The sequence below is a fragment of the Streptomyces amakusaensis genome, from assembly GCF_039532665.1.
Classification (GTDB): Bacteria; Actinomycetota; Actinomycetes; order Streptomycetales; family Streptomycetaceae; genus Streptomyces; species Streptomyces amakusaensis.
Window position 1 is genome coordinate 302,301 of record NZ_BAAASB010000002.1, and the last position, 16,377, is coordinate 318,677.

General features: G+C 68.0%; 14 protein-coding genes. 7 read left to right on the top strand and 7 right to left on the bottom strand.

Annotated features, from left to right (window positions below):
- Window positions 1–87: 87 nt before the first annotated feature.
- The 6 genes from ABD371_RS03915 to ABD371_RS03940 all read right to left on the bottom strand — a co-directional run bounded on the left by ABD371_RS03915 (window position 88) and on the right by ABD371_RS03940 (window position 5,622).
- Window positions 88–489 carry a nuclear transport factor 2 family protein gene (locus ABD371_RS03915; RefSeq protein WP_344472717.1) on the bottom strand — a complete coding sequence of 134 codons (402 nt, stop codon included), beginning with the start codon at window positions 487–489 and terminating at the stop codon, window positions 88–90.
- Window positions 486–953 (bottom strand): VOC family protein, encoded by a 468-nt coding sequence (locus tag ABD371_RS03920; protein ID WP_344472719.1) that lies wholly within the window; start codon window positions 951–953, stop codon window positions 486–488. The genes ABD371_RS03915 and ABD371_RS03920 overlap by 4 nt, the downstream gene beginning before the upstream one ends.
- Before the next feature lie 533 nt (window positions 954–1,486).
- Window positions 1,487–2,920 (bottom strand): tyrosine-type recombinase/integrase, encoded by a 1,434-nt coding sequence (locus ABD371_RS03925; protein ID WP_344472722.1) that lies wholly within the window; start codon window positions 2,918–2,920, stop codon window positions 1,487–1,489.
- 123 nt (window positions 2,921–3,043) lie between these two features.
- Complete coding sequence (locus ABD371_RS03930; protein ID WP_344472724.1) at window positions 3,044–3,310, bottom strand: helix-turn-helix transcriptional regulator; 267 nt, start codon at window positions 3,308–3,310, stop codon at window positions 3,044–3,046.
- Window positions 3,311–3,442: 132 nt separating this feature from the next.
- On the bottom strand, window positions 3,443–4,135 hold the full coding sequence (locus ABD371_RS03935; protein WP_344472726.1) for an HAD family hydrolase: 693 nt from the start codon (window positions 4,133–4,135) through the stop codon (window positions 3,443–3,445).
- On the bottom strand, window positions 4,132–5,622 hold the full coding sequence (locus tag ABD371_RS03940; RefSeq protein ID WP_344473194.1) for a helix-turn-helix domain-containing protein: 1,491 nt from the start codon (window positions 5,620–5,622) through the stop codon (window positions 4,132–4,134). The genes ABD371_RS03935 and ABD371_RS03940 overlap by 4 nt, the downstream gene beginning before the upstream one ends.
- Window positions 5,623–5,808: 186 nt before the next feature.
- Here ABD371_RS03940 and ABD371_RS03945 point away from each other — a divergent pair, with 186 nt between their 5' ends.
- The 7 genes from ABD371_RS03945 (at window position 5,809) to ABD371_RS03975 (ending at window position 14,707) form a co-directional block, all read left to right on the top strand.
- Window positions 5,809–6,402: an ATP-binding protein gene (locus tag ABD371_RS03945; protein ID WP_344472728.1), complete on the top strand. Its 594-nt coding sequence runs from the start codon at window positions 5,809–5,811 to the stop codon at window positions 6,400–6,402.
- A gap of 264 nt (window positions 6,403–6,666) precedes the next feature.
- Window positions 6,667–7,890: a methyltransferase, FxLD system gene (fxlM, locus tag ABD371_RS03950; RefSeq protein ID WP_344472730.1), complete on the top strand. Its 1,224-nt coding sequence runs from the start codon at window positions 6,667–6,669 to the stop codon at window positions 7,888–7,890.
- A gap of 54 nt (window positions 7,891–7,944) precedes the next feature.
- Entirely contained in the window at window positions 7,945–8,139 is a 195-nt protein-coding gene (locus ABD371_RS03955; RefSeq protein ID WP_344472731.1) for an FxLD family lanthipeptide, read from the top strand.
- A gap of 85 nt (window positions 8,140–8,224) precedes the next feature.
- Window positions 8,225–11,284 carry a lantibiotic dehydratase gene (locus ABD371_RS03960; protein WP_344472732.1) on the top strand — a complete coding sequence of 1,020 codons (3,060 nt, stop codon included), beginning with the start codon at window positions 8,225–8,227 and terminating at the stop codon, window positions 11,282–11,284.
- On the top strand, window positions 11,281–12,504 hold the full coding sequence (locus ABD371_RS03965) for a lanthionine synthetase C family protein (RefSeq protein ID WP_344472734.1): 1,224 nt from the start codon (window positions 11,281–11,283) through the stop codon (window positions 12,502–12,504). The genes ABD371_RS03960 and ABD371_RS03965 overlap by 4 nt, the downstream gene beginning before the upstream one ends.
- Window positions 12,486–13,514, top strand: a complete 1,029-nt coding sequence (locus tag ABD371_RS03970; protein ID WP_344472736.1) for a thiopeptide-type bacteriocin biosynthesis protein — start codon at window positions 12,486–12,488, stop codon at window positions 13,512–13,514. The genes ABD371_RS03965 and ABD371_RS03970 overlap by 19 nt, the downstream gene beginning before the upstream one ends.
- A gap of 980 nt (window positions 13,515–14,494) precedes the next feature.
- On the top strand, window positions 14,495–14,707 hold the full coding sequence (locus ABD371_RS03975) for a hypothetical protein (RefSeq protein ID WP_344472738.1): 213 nt from the start codon (window positions 14,495–14,497) through the stop codon (window positions 14,705–14,707).
- A gap of 587 nt (window positions 14,708–15,294) precedes the next feature.
- Here the strand turns inward: ABD371_RS03975 and ABD371_RS03980 are convergent.
- Window positions 15,295–16,338, bottom strand: a complete 1,044-nt coding sequence (locus tag ABD371_RS03980; RefSeq protein ID WP_344472740.1) for a hypothetical protein — start codon at window positions 16,336–16,338, stop codon at window positions 15,295–15,297.
- Window positions 16,339–16,377 lie beyond the last annotated feature (39 nt).

A 16,377-nucleotide genomic window follows, 5' to 3' on the forward strand; every position in this document is an offset into this window, starting at 1 on the left:
CCCGCAGCCCTCTCGGACGCCTCACCCGCCAAGGCTTCCTCGCCCAACCCGGACGAGGCCGCTACCAGAAACGGGCTTAACGTCCACTCACTCCGCGGGGCGCGTCTGGCGGTGGAACTCGGCACTGTCCCAGTAGTCCACCCGGTGGGCGATCAGCCCGCCGCGGACCCGGAGCCGGAAGACGCCCCGGAGCCGGACCAGGGGCCGGTGCGCCGCACCTGCCCACCGGAAAGACATCCGGTAGGCGAGCGCGGCCCGGTCCCCCTCCACCACCAGATCCTCGCACTCGTACCGCAACTCCTCGAACTCCGCGAGGAAGTCGGCCAGCCGCTCCCGGTACGCGGCCCGTCCGTGGAGGCTGCGGCCGAGTGCCGAGGTGTGCTCGTTGTGGAAGTCCTCGGTCACCCGGGAGGCGATCTGGTCACGGTCGCCACTGCTCAGTGCGGCCAGGTAGCCTTCCGCCGCCCTCCGGGTGAGTTCGCCGTTCACCCGCGCTCCGCCTCACCGCCCCACCGGGAGCGGACCTCCTCGAACACCCGCTGGTTGTGGGAGATCTCCACGACATTGCCGTCCGGGTCGGTCAGCGCGCAGATGTAGCCGACCGGCGGCGGGAGCTCCATGGGCTCCCAGTGCAGACAGCCCTTCTCCCGGGCACGGGCCGCCGTCTCGTCCACGTCCGAACGGTCGGGCACCTCCATCCCCAGATGCGCGAAGGGGCTCAGCTGCGGTTGCTTCTTCCCCCTGTCCTTGTCGAAGCCGACCAGGACCAGGACGAACGGCGTCTCCACCTGCTTCGGATTGGAGAGCCAGGCGTTGGCGCCGTCCTTGTCACTGTGCCGAGCCACGACCACCAGCGGGGTGAACGAGGTGTAGAACTCCACCGCCGCGTCCAGGTCGGACGTCGGCAGGGCGACATGGGTCCAGCGTGCCTCGGTGAGTTTCTTCTCCAACACGGGAACTCTCCTCCTGCTACAGCGACGAGCGGCGGCGGATCACCCGGACGCTTGGCACACGGCACCCGTGCGTCAGGGCATCAGGCCGATGCGGGCACCGGGGACGTTCTCGGTACGCCGGCCCGGCGTCCGGTCGGCACCGGCCCTCGCCTGTTCGGACCGGCCGGAGAGCGTGTATTCGAGTGTAGCCTCCTGACGGAACATCAGATCGGAGTTCGCTACGGAGACCTTCCGGGGTGACGCGGTGCGGGCATCGGCGACGTCGGGCCGGGCCCTCCCGCCAAAGATGGGGCGATGGCGGTGGACCTGAACGTGCGGTACGGCAGGGATTCCTCCGCGATCGTCGACTTCGAAGGGCTCCGAGGGCTCCAAGGGCTCCAAGGGCGCAGGCCCAGGCCGTCGAGGGCAACAACGGTGGCGGCCACGATGGCGTCGAGGGCGTACTTGTGGCTTTCCGCTGTGCGGGCACGGGAAGGCCCTGACAGCGCCGAAAGATAAAAAGCGCTGGTCAGGGCCTATGCATCACGAGGGCGTCAGCACTCGATGATGTTCACCGCGAGCCCGCCCCGCGCCGTCTCCTTGTACTTGACCTTCATCGTGGCCGCCATAGTGATCATGCCCCTGAGCTGCGGCTTCAGGACGAGACCGGAGGCCCATCCGGCCGCCAGGGACTTCTCAGGGGCTTTGTGCTGATCGCCCGCGAGCCAGGAGTCCATGGCCGCCAGACCGCGCCGCCCGGCCCCGGGCATGAAGTGAGCGTAGTGGTCGAGCGTGATCTTGGGGGAGGAGTGCCCGAGCCAGGCCGCGAGGCTCACCACGGACTCGCCAGCCTCCAGCTGCACGCCGGCATAGGTGTGCCGCAGGACGTGGAACATGTCCGACCGCGACGACGCGTAGACCGGGTAGCGGCGAGCCCGGCCGCCGTACCGCTGGACCTTCTCGCCGATCACGGTGAGCAGCCCGACGGCCGCGAGGGCGGGCCGCCAGCTCCGCTCGTTCCAGGTCTTGTAGTAGATCCGGTTCCCGTGGGAGGTCGTGAGGACGAGCTGCACGGTGATTGGACGTCGCTGCCGCTCCTCCAGCGCGTTGGCCGGCGGCTCCGGGTTCCGCCAGGGGAGGGTGCACGCTGCCGAGGGGAACCTGCGGAAGTGCGCGCGGGCGCGAGCCGCCAGGTTGGGGGAGAGCGGCACCTCCCGTGTCTTGCCGCCCTTGGGCAGACAGAAGTACGGACGCCCCTTCGTGTCCCACCGGAGCTGACGCCGGATGCGCACGACCATGTTCGTGAAGTCGAAGTCCTCCTCCGCCAGGCCGAACGCCTCGCCCTGGCGCAGCCCGAGCCCCAGCCCCAGATCCACGGCGAACCGGTAACGCTCCTGAAGGTGTTCCCGGACGGCATCGACGGTCGTACGGGCCCATGCCTTGGTCTTTTTCTCCTTGGCGCGCGGGGCCTTGACGCTCTTGTGGACCTTGAGCGGGTTCCGCAGCAGCCGCTGGTCGTCCACGGCGCTGTTGAGGACGGAGGAGAGATGCCCCCAGATCACCTCCGCGGTCGAGTCCTCGACCCGCGTCAGCAGGGTCGCCTTGAAGGTACGCAGGGTGGACGCGTCGATGTCCCGCAGCGCCACGTCGCCGAGCAGCGGGATGATGTGGTTGTTGATCCGACTGGCCATCGGGCCGGCGGTCGACGGCTCATCGGTCCGTCCCGGCCACCAGTGCTCCACGATGTAGTCGCCGACCGAGATCGCGCCGTCGCGAGGATCGATGAACTCACCCCGACGGGAGTCGGTCGTGGCGGTCGCCAGCCACTTCTTGGCGTCCTCACTCGTGGTGAACGAGCGGTCCTGGACGCCGGGTATCCCCTTGACGCGGTACCGCTTGCCCGTGCCGTACAGGGCGGTGCGCTCGCGTTTGCCGGTTTCCTTGTTCGGCCGCTTCTTCAGCCATCGGTCCTCTATGTAACCGGCCATGCGCTTGGTGCTCCCCTTGTGGTGCGGTGATTCCTTCCGAGTGGGTGTTCAGAACGCTGGCTGGAGCCGGTCCTTATCCCACATCCGGAGATCTCTTTGAAGGATTTTTCGAGGGGAGTTTGGCTAAGCGACCCTGCGCGTACGCGCCCGAGGTTTCTGGATAAGTGGGTCAAGAGAAGGGTTCGACCGCGAATCGGACAGCTCTTGGGCCCGCACCCACTCGTCAAGCACGGTGATCCGGTACATGACGCGACGGCCCATGCGGAAGCTCGGCGGTCCCTGCCGCCGATGACGCCAGACGTAAAGGGTGTTCGGAGAGAGCCCAAGATATGTGGCTGCCTGGGGGAGGCTCAAGAAGGCCGTTTCGTGCTGTGAGCTTTCCTGCGGCATGGCTGCGTTCCTGTCGTCCGACTGAGAGATGACAGGAGGATGATCCGGAGAAGGAGAGGCTTGGATGAGCCGGGCCGCCGGTGGTAGAAGGTCCTTCGGTAGCTCTCCGGTATGCGCCCCTTCTACGTGGCCTCAGCCGATCAGCCGCAGAAGCTGCGAAGGGTCGGTGAGGTCGGTGATCACATGATCCGCGCCTGCTCCGGCCAGATCGGCTGCCGAGGTGGTCCCGGAGGAGACGCCGATCACCCGGGCTCCGCCTTCACGTCCCGTACGGACGTCCTCCAGCGAGTCCCCGACGATGACGGTGTTGCTCCGGTCGAAGCTGTGGCCGTATACGCGTTCGGCACGCTGCTGCGCAACGCTCACCAGGGCCGGGCGATGCGGATCGTCCGACGCGTACCCGCCGACCGTCGGATCGACCAGGCCGATCAGGTCGAATACCGAGAGTTTGATTTCCGCGCTGGCCTGAAGATTTCCGGTGACGACGGTCGGCAGAAGGTGGGGGGACTTCCGTACCGTGGTGAGCGAATCGACCGCACCGGGGAGCAGCAGCCCATCTTTCAGCATTTTTCCCCGGTGCCGCTCCAACTCCCCGGGCATGAGACCGATGACCCGCCGGGCGAATGCGTCCACCTGCTCTGCGGGGACACCATTCGCGGTGAGGAGTTCCTTCACCGCGACCGGCATGGTGACGCCCGTACCCTTTGCCGGAAGTCGCTCCGGGGCGCGTCCGACTACCTTCTCGAAGACGGTGCGATAGACGAGCCGGTCGATATCGCCGACGTAGAGAAGGGTCCGGTCGATGTCCCACAGGACAAGAATCATGCCGCCGCACGTCCCTTCATGACGGATTCGCCGCGTTCCAGGAGGTCGCGCGCCGCAGGGGAGTCCTCGAACCGACGGACCTCCGCAAGCATGGAGCGGAGGTGATCGTCCAGACGCGCGGAGTGCACGCCGTCCACGAGACTGAGGACTTCCTGGGCGATACCCCATCCGGCGTCGGGGTTCTTCGTCTGCATGTGGGCGGTCGCCGCCCGGGAGAGGAACTGGGCAGTCGTACGGATCTCCTCCTGGCTCAGCTCATGACGAGCGGCGTCGAACGACTCCGCCGCTTCGGTGGGCCGACCGAGGTCGAGCAGGCAGCTTGCCGTCTGACCAAGGATCTCGCCCGGCTTGATCCAGTACAGCCAGTGCGGATCGTCTTCCCCACGGCCCTGTGCACACAGCACCCTGGCTTCCTCAAGGGCCGCTCGGGCGGCTGACTCCTCGCGCAGCCGTGCGTGGCCTCGGGCCTGTCGGGTCAGAAGCATCGCCTGGAGGGCCGGAGCCTCGCGGTCGCTGATGCTCAGTCGCGCGGTCCTGGCGGCGGTGACCGCGTCCCGTGGATCTCCGACGGAGTACCCGTGGATGGCCAGGAAAGAGAGGGCCGCCGCGGTAAGACGGGAGTCCCCGGAGGCATGGGCGGCTCGCAGCGCGGCGAGGAACAGCCGCTGCGCCTTCGCGTGGTTGCCGCCGTCGAACATGTACCAGCCGGCCTGGGTTGCCGCGTCCGCGGTCGCCGCCGCCAGCCGGCGTCCCCGGGCCTCGTCGTACGAACCGTGCTTCAGCAGCCTGACGAGGATCTTCAGGTGTCCCAGCGACGTCGCGGCCAGACTGCCGCTGCCGCTACTGGCGTCCATGTGCCGGAGAGCGTCGGTCGTCGCCTCCAGAGAAGCAATCAGCGGGACGGTGACTCTGGAGCCGTTCGGAGACATCGAGGCCATGGCCTCAGGGGCCGCGATGGTGGATTGCAGTACGTACTGCGTCAGGCCGGCCCCGCTGAGTGCCAGCACCCCACGGCGTTTCATGACACCTCCGACAGCGAACTCAAGTGAAGTCACCATACGGTCCGAGTTCCACGGCAGAGCGGGGTCGAGAGGCCCGTTCGACGCACCTCGGTCCGGTTCACCGAACGGGGTCAACAGCAGGGGACGAAGGTCCGCAGGAAGCCCCAGGCCGTTGAGGAAGTCGATGATGGCCTCGCCTCCTCCCAGGTGTTTCCGGCCCCGTTCCAGGTCCGAGATGAACGACTGGGTGAGGCCCGTCAGAGAGCGGACGGCCATCTGAGAGAGGCCGGATCGCCTGCGCAGCAGCCGCAGTAACTCGCCGAAGTCCCAGGCGGACAGGGCTCTGTGGACCTGTTCGTCACGCCATGCCCGGTCGGGAATCCGCGTGATGTCGCCGCCCCGGGAACAAGGAGCGCACAGAGGGTCGGGGTTGTACTGGCTCAGCCCGTGACCGCACCTGCCGCACACACGAAACGACGACTTCATGAGCGGTCCTTCCTGCACTGCCTCACCCCGACCAACCATCGGCACCAGGCTAGGCGCAGGTCGATATCGCTGAAGCGATATCGCTCCAGCGGTCCCTTTGAACCCGCACGACCTCAAGACTCCTCCCACGGCTCGCCGAACGCGCCGTCCGGAAGCACCGAGATTCCGAGTCCGAGGGAGGGGAAAGTGACCACACGTACGGCTCAGCGCTCGAAGCGCGTCGCCCTGCTGACCGACGAACAGGCTTCACCATCGTCCGTCCTCACGAAGCCGGCCGCGTTGGTGTGCTCACTCGGACGAGGGGTGAGGTGCTGGAACCTCCGGAACCCGAAAACGCAGGGCTTCGCGGTTGACTACGACCGGACCACGGCTCCAGGCCGCCCCCTCACCGGTGAGGACCGGTCGCGCCCCGGAGAGGTCCGGCGAATCGAACGAGCACATCTGCGGCTCTGGGGAGCTGACCATCTCGTCGGCACTGCCGACCTTCTGGTCACCGAACTGGTCACCAACGCGTTCGAGCATGGACGTGGCCCTGTCGAGGTACGCCTGTGGTGCACCGCCAGCCGCTTCTGGCTCAGGGTCGGCAGTGGCTCACGGATCGAGATCGACGCAGGCTGGCTCGAAGCGCCGGACGAAGATCTCACCCAGACTGGTAGGGGTCTGCTGCTGGTCGATGCGTTCGCCGACTCCTGGGGACTGTCGGACGACCGCACCTGGGTGTGGTGCTCGCTTCTGACTCCTGAAGGCGAATCCCCCAAGGAGGCGACGCCCGCTGATTGACTCCGCTATCGGGTCAATCTCTCCGCAGCAGGTTTCGGACATCCTGCCCTCCGGCTTCCGAGGCGGCTGTCGTCCACTGCGGCGATGGGCAGACCCCGTGACCCACAGGAGACCGCACGACCCGACGCAGCGCATTCCGGCCAGCCCCTGTCGTTTTCCGGGGAAGGCCGACGGCCGCCGATAGCGTCCCGGCGTGGTGGCACCGACGGCGCCCCGCCGGGCGGTTCTTCCCGCCCCGAACACGTACGAACGAAGGACACCCTCATGACCCACACGACGGTCGACTCCGACGAGGCCGCACGGCTCCGCAACGAGGTCGTGGACCAGTTGGTCGCCGACGGCGCGATCTCCTCTCCGGAGGTCGAGGCCGTGATGCGGAAGGTCCCCCGGCACGCGTTCGCCCCCGAGGCGACCCTGGAGAAGGCGTACGCCCCGTACGCGGCCGTCATCACCAAGACGGACGAGCACGGCGTCCAGCTCAGCTCGGTCTCCGCGCCGCAGATCCAGGCGATGATGCTGGAGCAGGCCCGGGTCCGACCCGGGATGAGGGTGCTGGAGATCGGTTCGGGCGGTCTGAACGCGGCCTACCTCGCCGAGCTGGTCGGGGAAGCCGGTGACGTGGTCACCGTGGACATCGACTCCACCGTCACGGACCGGGCCCGCCGGCTGCTGGACGAGCACGGCTTCGGCCGGGTCCGCGTGGTCTGCGTCGACGCGGCGGAGCCCTTGGACGACCTCGGTACGTTCGACCTCGTCATGGTGACCGCCGGTGCGTGGGACATCCCGCCCGCGTGGACCGAGCGGCTCACTCCCGGCGGGCGCCTGGTGGTACCGCTGCGGATGCGCGGGCTCACCCGGTCCGTGGTCTTCGTCCGCGTGGACGATCACTTGGAGAGCGAGTCCACGTTCGTCTGCGGCTTCGTCCCCATGCAGGGCTCGACCGCGCACCGGGAGGAACTGCTGCTTGTCGCTGGGACCCCGGAGATCGGGCTGCGGTTCGACGACGGTCTGCCCGCCGACCCGAGCCTGCTCGACAACGCCGTCACCACCCCCCGGGTCGAGCTGTGGACCGGGGTCGAGGTCGGTCGCGGTGAACTCGTCGACACCCTCCAGATGCACCTGGCGATCACCCTGCCCGGCTTCTGCGTCATGACGGTCGACCCCGACCTGGACACCGGGATCGTCGCCCCCTCCAACAAGTCCTTCTCCCTCGCCGCCGTGGACGGCGCCGACTTCGCCTACCTCACCGTCCGCCGGACCGAGGACGACAAGGGCGTCGAGTACGGCGTCCACGCCCTCGGCCCCACGGCCTCCGGCTTCGCCAAGATCGTCGCGGACCACGTTCGTGACTGGGCCCGCGACCGGCGCGGCGGCCCCAACCCGGTCATCCGCGTCCATCCGGCCGGCACCCCCGACGAGCAGATCCCGGCCGACCGGGTCATCGACAAGGTGCACAGCCGGATCTCACTCGCCTGGCCTGCGGCATAGCCGCAGGAGACCAGGTCGTCCCGCACCACCCCAGAAGAAAAGGAAGGGCACGGCATGACGAACGCCACCCTGGCCCAGGCCGAACCGCCTCTGGCCTTCGACGAGGACGACTTCGCTCCGCTCGACGTGCGGGTCGTCGTCGCGGAACACCCGTACGGCAAGCTCATGTGCTCCACCGGTGACGGCTGCGGACCGACGTGTCAGGGCGGGGCCTCCGCCTGCAACTCGTTCGTGGAGGACTCCGCCTGATCAGCGCTCTCGGTGGACCGGACCGGCTCGGTCCGGTCCACCGACCCGCTCCCTGCGCCCGTGGCGACCGAAGGGGTTCCTCTCCATGACCGCCAACACCGAGGTCGGATACCGGTGGCAGGGCGTGGCTCTGCTCCGCGCCACCACGAGCACGGACACCGCCGACCTACCCCGCTCGCTCGACCTGGACAACACCGTGCTCCTCCGAGGTTGGCTGGCCAGGATCTGGCAGCGCGACGACGTACGGGGGGCACTGCGGCTTGCCGCGCCGGTGCTGTGCGAGACGGTCGAAGCCGTCGTCCAGGGACAACAGACCCAGCCCCGGAAGATCCGCCGGGCCGTGCTCTCGGTCGCCTCGTACCGCTTGCGCTGGCAGCATCGCCCCACACCCCTTGGGCTGTTCGCCGGTACGGCCCCACTCCTCGTCGGGTCGGAGCCTTCGGTCCGATGGGGTACGGAGCCGACAGCGACTGTACGAGCGGATGCCGAGTGGCTCACCGAGATCATCAAGCGCCTCCAGGCCAGCTCCGGGCTCCGTGACCGGCTGCCTGTGATCGCCAATGCGCCGGTTCAGATTCGTGATGACCGGCTCGTCGCCCCCGGCCAGCCTGCCGACGCCCATGCGACGCACCTGGCGCCGGAAGAGATAGCCGTCTGGAACACGCGCTCGCTCGCCGCTGCGATGGACGCGGCCCGGGAACCCATCCCGTACGGGGATCTGCGCTCCCGACTCCGTACCCGGTTCCCACGGGCCGCTGTCGAGCAGATCGACACTCTGCTCCAGGAGCTCGTCTCGCACCACCTCCTCATCACGAGCCTGTGGGCGCCCATGACCACCGTCGATGCCTTCGGGCACCTCTGCACCGAACTGAGGAAGGCCGACGCGGAGACGGTGGACGAGGTCGGGGAATTGGTGCGGGAGCTGTACGCGATTCACCAGGAGCTGTCCGAGGCACGGTCCGACCGCACGACCCTCGGCGCCACGATCGCGCGTATGCAGACGGTCTCCTCAGTCACTCGGACCCCGGTACTCCTCGACACAGTCCTTGACTGCGAGGTCAGGATCTCTCAGCCGGTGGTGGACGAGGCGCAGCGCGCCGTCGCGGCGCTGTACCGCACCACCCCGCAGCCGTACGGCTACCAGCACTGGCGCGACTACCACCACGAGTTCCTGGCCGAGTACGGCACCGGAACGCTCGTCCCCGTTCTGGACCTGGTGTCGGACACGGGCCTCGGCCTACCCGCCGGCTACACCGGATCAGTCCGCGAGCGGACACCGAAGCAACTGACGGACCGGGACGGGATCCTTCTCTCCTTGGCTCAGGAAGCCGTCATGGCGGGCCGCGACGAACTGGTCCTCACCGACACCGTGATCACTGCCTTGGCTGAGGCCGCAGGCACCGACGACCGGACACTCGTACCTCGGGTGGAGGCCGCCTTCGAGATCCATTCCACCTCCACCACGGCACTCGCCCGGGGCGACTTCCAGCTCGTGATCACCGGTGTGCCGAGACCGGGCAGCAGCATGGCCGGTCGCTTCGCCTACCTGCTCCCCGCAGAGCATCGGGACGTGCTGGCCGCTACGTACACGGACAACACCGGCGCGATCGCCGCGCAGCTCAGCTTCGTCCCCCGCCGACGGCGCAACGAGAATGTCGCCCGCGTCCCGCGCCTGCTCGCCCGCGTCATCCCGCTTGCTGAGCACCGCGAGCCGGACGACGGCGCGATCCCTCTTACTGATCTCGCCGTCACCGCCGATGAGCGCAGTTTCCGCCTTGTCCAGGTCTCCACCGGCAGGCCGATCACCGTACGGGTTCCGCACGCCCTTGAAGCCGCGGTCCAGACCCCGCTGCTGGCTCGGTTCCTCGCCGAGATCGCCACCGCCCGGCACGCCGTCTACAAGCCGTTTGACTACGGCGCCGCCGCCCGCCTGCCGTACCTGCCCCGGGTGCGCTACCGGCGCACCATCCTCACCCCGGCCCGCTGGCTGCTGAACGCCCAGGATCTTCCAGGTCAGACGGCTACAACGAAGGAGTGGGACCACACGTTCGACGCCTGGCGGGACCGGCTCCGCGTCCCGGAACGCGTCACCATGACCGAACACGACCAGCGCCTCTTGCTGGACCTGACCCACAGCGTCCACCGCCACATCCTCCGCACGCACCTCAACGGAGCCGGTCGCCTGATCCTGCGCGAAGCACCGGACACCGACGCCCATGGTTGGCTCGGCCGCGCCCACGAGATCTGGCTGCCGCTCCACTCCACCCATCAAAACGACGGCGACTCCGAGCGCTCTGCGCGGACCTCGACCGTCCTGGTTGCCAGGGGAGAACTCGACTTACCCGGCGCCGGTACAGTCCTGCGCGCTCAGCTCCACGCCCACCCACGGCGCCAGGACGAGATCCTCGACCGGCACCTGCCCCGCCTCCTCGAACGCTTCGGCGCCACCCCGCCGACGTGGTGGTTCTCCCGCCGCCACGGCACCTCGCCGTACCTGGACCTGGTTCTCCACATCGAACCCGGCACGTACGGCACGGCGGCCGAACACGTCCATGCGTGGTCTCGCTCGCTCCACGAGAAGGCAATGGCCTCCAGACTCACCCTGATCGACTTCCGTCCACGCCCGGGTGAGTACGGGCATGGGCCGGCGCTGGCCGCCGCGCACCGGCTCTTCGCCGCCGACTCAGCGGCAGCCCTCGCCCAGATCCGACTCACTGACCAGAACCCCAACCACTCACCTCAAGCCCTGGCAGCGGCCAGCATCCTCGACCTCGTACGACACATTGCCCCCACCCTCGAAGAAGGGGAGGACTGGCTGATCGAACAGACACCTCAGGGAAGCGGGCGACTGGACCGGCACCTGTGCGAACAGACCCTCGACCTCGCCACCCTGCGCGAGCGGGCCGCGCGCACAGCTTTTCCGGGCGGCACCGGGGTCGCGGAGGCATGGGCCACCCGTGCCACCGCCGTCCGCGACTACCGGCGAGCCCTGACCGACCAGCGCGCCCCTCTGACCACCGCTCGCCTGTTGATCCACCAGCACCACGCCCGCACCCTCGGACCGGACCCCACCACCGAAGCCACCACGCTACGACTCGCCCGAACCGCAGCCCTGCACCACCAGCACCGGAGGGGAACGCGATGACCACCCCGGCCATCGAACTCCTCCAGCGAATCGCCGACCGCCTGGCCGAACCCGTCCCGCCGCCCGCGGACGAACCCTGGCGCGCGCAGTCACTCGCCGAAGGAGCAGCGGGAATCGCCCTCCTCCACATCGAACGCGCCCGCCTCGGTCTGGCTCCCTGGAAGTACGCCCACCGCTGGATCACCCAAGTGGTGGCCGGAGAAGTCAGCGCAGCCGATACCACCGGCCTGTTCCTCGGGGCGCCGGCCGTTGCCTTCCTCCTCAGCACCACACCCCCGTCCGTCGAGCATCTCTACGCCGACGCACGGGTCACCCTGCACCGGCACATCACGGAGCTCGCCCACCGCCGCACCGACGCCGCGCTCGAACGAATCCACCACGAAGGCCCGGTCTCGTTCGCCGAGTACGACGTCTTCTACGGCCTCACCGGAATCGGCGCATACCTCCTGCGCACCGACCCCGGGGGAGCGGCCCTGGAACGAGTCCTCGGCTACCTGGTCACTCTGACCCGTCCGCTCGGCGAAGACCACCGTGGCCTCCCCGGCTGGTGGGTCGACCACGGCCCGAACCGCGAGCACTCCGCCGACTTCCCGGGCGGGCACGGCAACCTCGGCGTCGCCCACGGCATCACCGGTCCGCTGCTCCTCCTCGCCCAGTCCCTCCGCCGGGGCGCTGCCGTCCCCGGCCAGTCCGAGGCCATCCGTACGATCTGCTGCCACCTCGACAGCTGGCAGCAACAGGGCGAAACGGGCCCCTGGTGGCCGGAGCACCTCACCCGCCACGACCTCGCCACCGGCCGCCCCCACCAGCCCGGCCCCGCCCGCCCGAGCTGGTGCTACGGCACCACCGGCATCGCCCGCGCCGGACAGCTCGCAGGCATTGCCCTGAACGACGCGAAGCTCCAGGCCGTCCACGAAGATGCTCTCCACCGGGCTCTGACCGATCCCACCCAGCTCGCGAGCATCACAGACAACGGTCTCTGCCACGGATGGGCCGGCATCTACCAAACAGCTGTCCGGGCAGCCCACGACGCGCACGACCCCCGTCTCCGCGCTCTGCCCGCTCTCCTCGGCACCGCCTTCCGAGCTCGCGCACACCCTGACGACGACCGGAACCCAGGCTTTCTGAACGGCGACGCGGGTACGGCGCTCGCCCTGGCCACCCTTACCGCGCAGCAGACACCGACCTCGGGATGGGACGCATGCCTTCTGATCGACTGACCCGGACCGATCCGTCCCAGGCTGCGGAAGCCGTCCTCGACGTGCTGGCCGGAACCGAGCTCTCCGAGGCCGCCCGCAAAGCAGAGATGGAACCCTCCGACCTCACCGACGCCGTCGAGCTCTTCTGGCACGCGGGGACAGAGGCCCTCCGGAGCAGCTCGACCGACTCCGAGTGGTGGCAGGTGAACCTCCACTTCACCGAGTGGCGGATGGCCGAGTCCTACTTCCTGGCGACGATCATGCCCCTCCTTCGCGACGCTGAGGCCGCAGGGGACATAGAAGGCTGGTGGTACACGCGCAAACACCCCTGCTGGCGCCTCCGTATCCGGCTCACCTCCACGAAGCCGACGGCAAGGGCCGCACTGACGGACGGCTTCGACTGGCTCACGGCCCCGGCCCAGGGCTTCCTCGAACGATGGTGGACCGCCATCTACGAACCGGAGACCACGGCCTTCGGCGGCCCGGCAGGCATGACGGCCGCGCACCGACTGTTCGTCGCGGACAGCCGCGAAATCCCCCGCATCGACGACCGCCACGACATCCCCCTCGGCCGCCGAGAACTGTCCGTCCTCCTCTGCACCCTGATGATGCGCGCCGCCGGCCTCGAATGGTACGAACAGGCCGACGTCTGGCACCGCGTCATCACCGACGAACACCGCACCCCGGTCAACCTCATGTCCCCGGAGAAGCTCGAAGTCATCACCGCGGACATCGGAACCCTCCTCCGAGCCGACCACGACACCCTGCTGCACCCCGGCGGGCCACTCGAACCCGTCAAGGAATGGGCCGCCGCCTTCAGGGAGACCGGCCGATCGCTTGCCGACGCCGTCCGGCTCGGCACACTCGACCGAGGGCTGCGCCGGATTCTCAGCCTCCACGTGATCTTCCACTGGAACCGGATGGGGCTGACCATGCACTCCCAGGGCGTCCTGGCTCTGACCGCCCGCACTGTGATCCTGGGCCAATCGCAGGATTCATCCCAGCCTCCGAAGACCTCTTCCGGAGAGTGAGGGCGTCGCCGCCCGGAGCTGACCGTGAGGGCTCACGGAGGATGCGGTGAGGGCTCACTGAACACTCACTGAGGGCTCAGTGAGCCCTCACGGAGCAATCAGTGATCCCTCCGTGAATCACAAAATCCCAGGTCAAGCGGCATTCAGTGAGCCCTCACGGAGTACTCACGGAGCCCTCAGTGAGTACTCCGTGAGGGCTCATGGTCCGGATCTAGGACCTAGGAACCAGGATCTAGGAACTATTACTGCGGGGTGCAAGCACCCCCACACCTGCCCACCGTCTGGTTCCGAGCTCAGGGAGACGGCCAAGGCTCCTGGACGAACGCTGAAACGGATTGGACTGGCCGGACTTCTCGGCTATCGTCCCTGGTCACCAACCTGGTCCACCTGCGCCGACTATGTCCGTCGCCTACGCCGAGGAGCCGCGATGCCCGCCACGACGCCCTGCTCATCGGTGGCCTGGCCTGCGTATCCACCACCCGCGCCGTCGACCGCCAGACCACGCCGCTCTCGCCAACGGGGAACCCAACATCGGGCGTCGTTGATCACCAGCAGCATTTGCCCGGCGAGTGCCACGACTGAGTCTCTTGCATGATCACTCTTCTCGCCCTCGTCGGAGCTGTGGAGATCTTCGCGGCCTCCAGCCCAGCGTGCCCGCACCGACCGCCCGGATACCGGACGATGTGAACTGACCGGCTCACCGCTGACTGACCGGACTGACCGGACTGACCGGACACCGACCGACCGCGGTGACCACCGGCACACCAGCGCCCGACCTGATCGCACTCGCCCCGACCACACGAGCGGCGGTCACCCGGACGAACACTGCCCCCGCCAGATCGTCGTGCACGCCACCCGCTGGCCAGCGACCGGCTGACCGACCGCAGGAGGAGGGTGACCGGGCCAGACTGACCGGCCCGGTCACCCCACCCGGGGCACTTGGACACCGAACTCCGGCTCTGTCCGGACCGGAGGCCCTCTTGCGCACCACCCAGGTCACCCCGGCCGAAGCGGATGCCTGGATCGCCACCCTCCACCTCCAGCACACCGAGCATGGCCCGGACACGAGCTGGACCGTCCGCCGCACCCCCGCCAGCCGGCCGTGGACCCTGCACCACCCGGCCTTCGCCCTCGAGTACGCCGCCGAGATGCTCCGAGAGCTCCGGCGACCGCCCCCGGAGAGCCGCCGATGAACCGCCCTGAACCGGCCGACACCACCACACTGCTGGAGGGAGGCGACTGCGCGGCACGAGGCCGAGCAAGCTATATCGTCCGAAACTTCTTGGCAGCCCAGGGACGCCAAGGAGTTTCGGGCGCGCATGCCCCACCCCGAACGGGGCGGGAGAACCCTTTCGGCACTAGGGACGGGGGGAGAAAGGCTGCGACCGGGGGCGGACCGTAGCCAGGGCAGGACAACCTGTTGCCTCCGCTGCGGAGCGTCCGCGCCTGCTTTAGGTCGTTCAACGCGTCCGCGTCATCCTCGTCATCCGCCTCACCGCCGACGAAACTTGCGACCATCCAGTAGGTCGGCCCGTGCGGTCGAGCTGACGGCAGCCGCTTTCCGCCGTAGCCAACGCCGTCCTTGCCCGCATCCACGGCGACGTCCGCGCGTGGCTGACCGAGCAGCGGGCCCTGGCCGAGGAACTGATGACCGCCGGTCGTTTGCTTGAGCCGGGGGCGACCTCAATCAGATGGCAAGGATTTAAACTCCAGCTAGCCCAGTCAAGGCGTCGACAGGGGCGGTCGAACGAGTGCTGTGGAAACCAGAGCATCCAGCCCGTCACTCGAACAGAGTCAGCCTTGCTGGCACAGCCGGGAGCAGGCCCAATGACTTCAGTATGCGTCCGGTATCAGCCCCGTCGATGATCATGTAGGAGCGAGGGCGCCGGGCGTCATGGGCGTAGGCGTCCATCATGCCAACCACGCCCGTCTTAATCTGATGACAATGCTGTAGAACGAGTAGCTCCGCGGGCTCGGTGAACAGCCGGTCGATTTGGTCGCCATTCTTGCCCAGTGCCCTGACGTCCATGGCGCGAGGGTAGCTGGGTCCCTTGAACAGCCAGGCGGCCGACATCTGACGTCCACGGGAGAACACCCGTGATGTGTAGAGATCGGAACGCTCGCCACCCCAGTCCTTGGGAACGTATGGTTCGCCGATCAGCTTGGCGAAGGCGTGCTTCACTGCGTTCTCCGGCACGTGTAGGACTGCTTCACGCTCAGCTTCTGTGAGGGGAGAAGCGAAGTCGATCCCGCTGAACTGGCCGATATCGCCCGGATACACCCGTGCTCCCGGTGCCGAGCCTTCGGCGGCAAGGTGGTCATCGACGAACGACCTGACCCCGATGAAGACTGGCCTGAGCTCAACTTTCGCTGCGCTGAGATCAGTGACCGTTCCGATCAGATAGGCCTGCCTGTGCCCGGTGAGACTGCCAGTCGCGGATGAGCTGGCGGTTCTTGCCGAGTTGAATGTGCCGGTGACGTGCACCGGCTTGCCCGCGTCAAGCACTGCTGTGAAGCCGACCGGTTTGAAGCCTGGGGCGTCTTGGTCGCGGTTCCTCTGAAACGCAAATGCCAGTTCAGCGCCGACGACCTGCCCCGTGCGTAGGTCCTGTTCCAGGACGCATCTCGCCAGCTCGCGGACTCCCAGCGAGGAGAGCGCCTCGGCCAGTTCTGTGGCAAGCACATAGGGCAACGCTGCCTCGGGATCGCTCCTGCGGGCAGCCCGTGCTCGCGCGGACTCCGTCCGCTGGTCACCGAGGAGGGACTGAACTTGGTCCTGGTGCAGGAAGTATGGCTCTAGCGAGATGCGCGTCATCGACGACATGATCCTTTTAGCTGGGACGGACCAGACTCACTGCCTGGC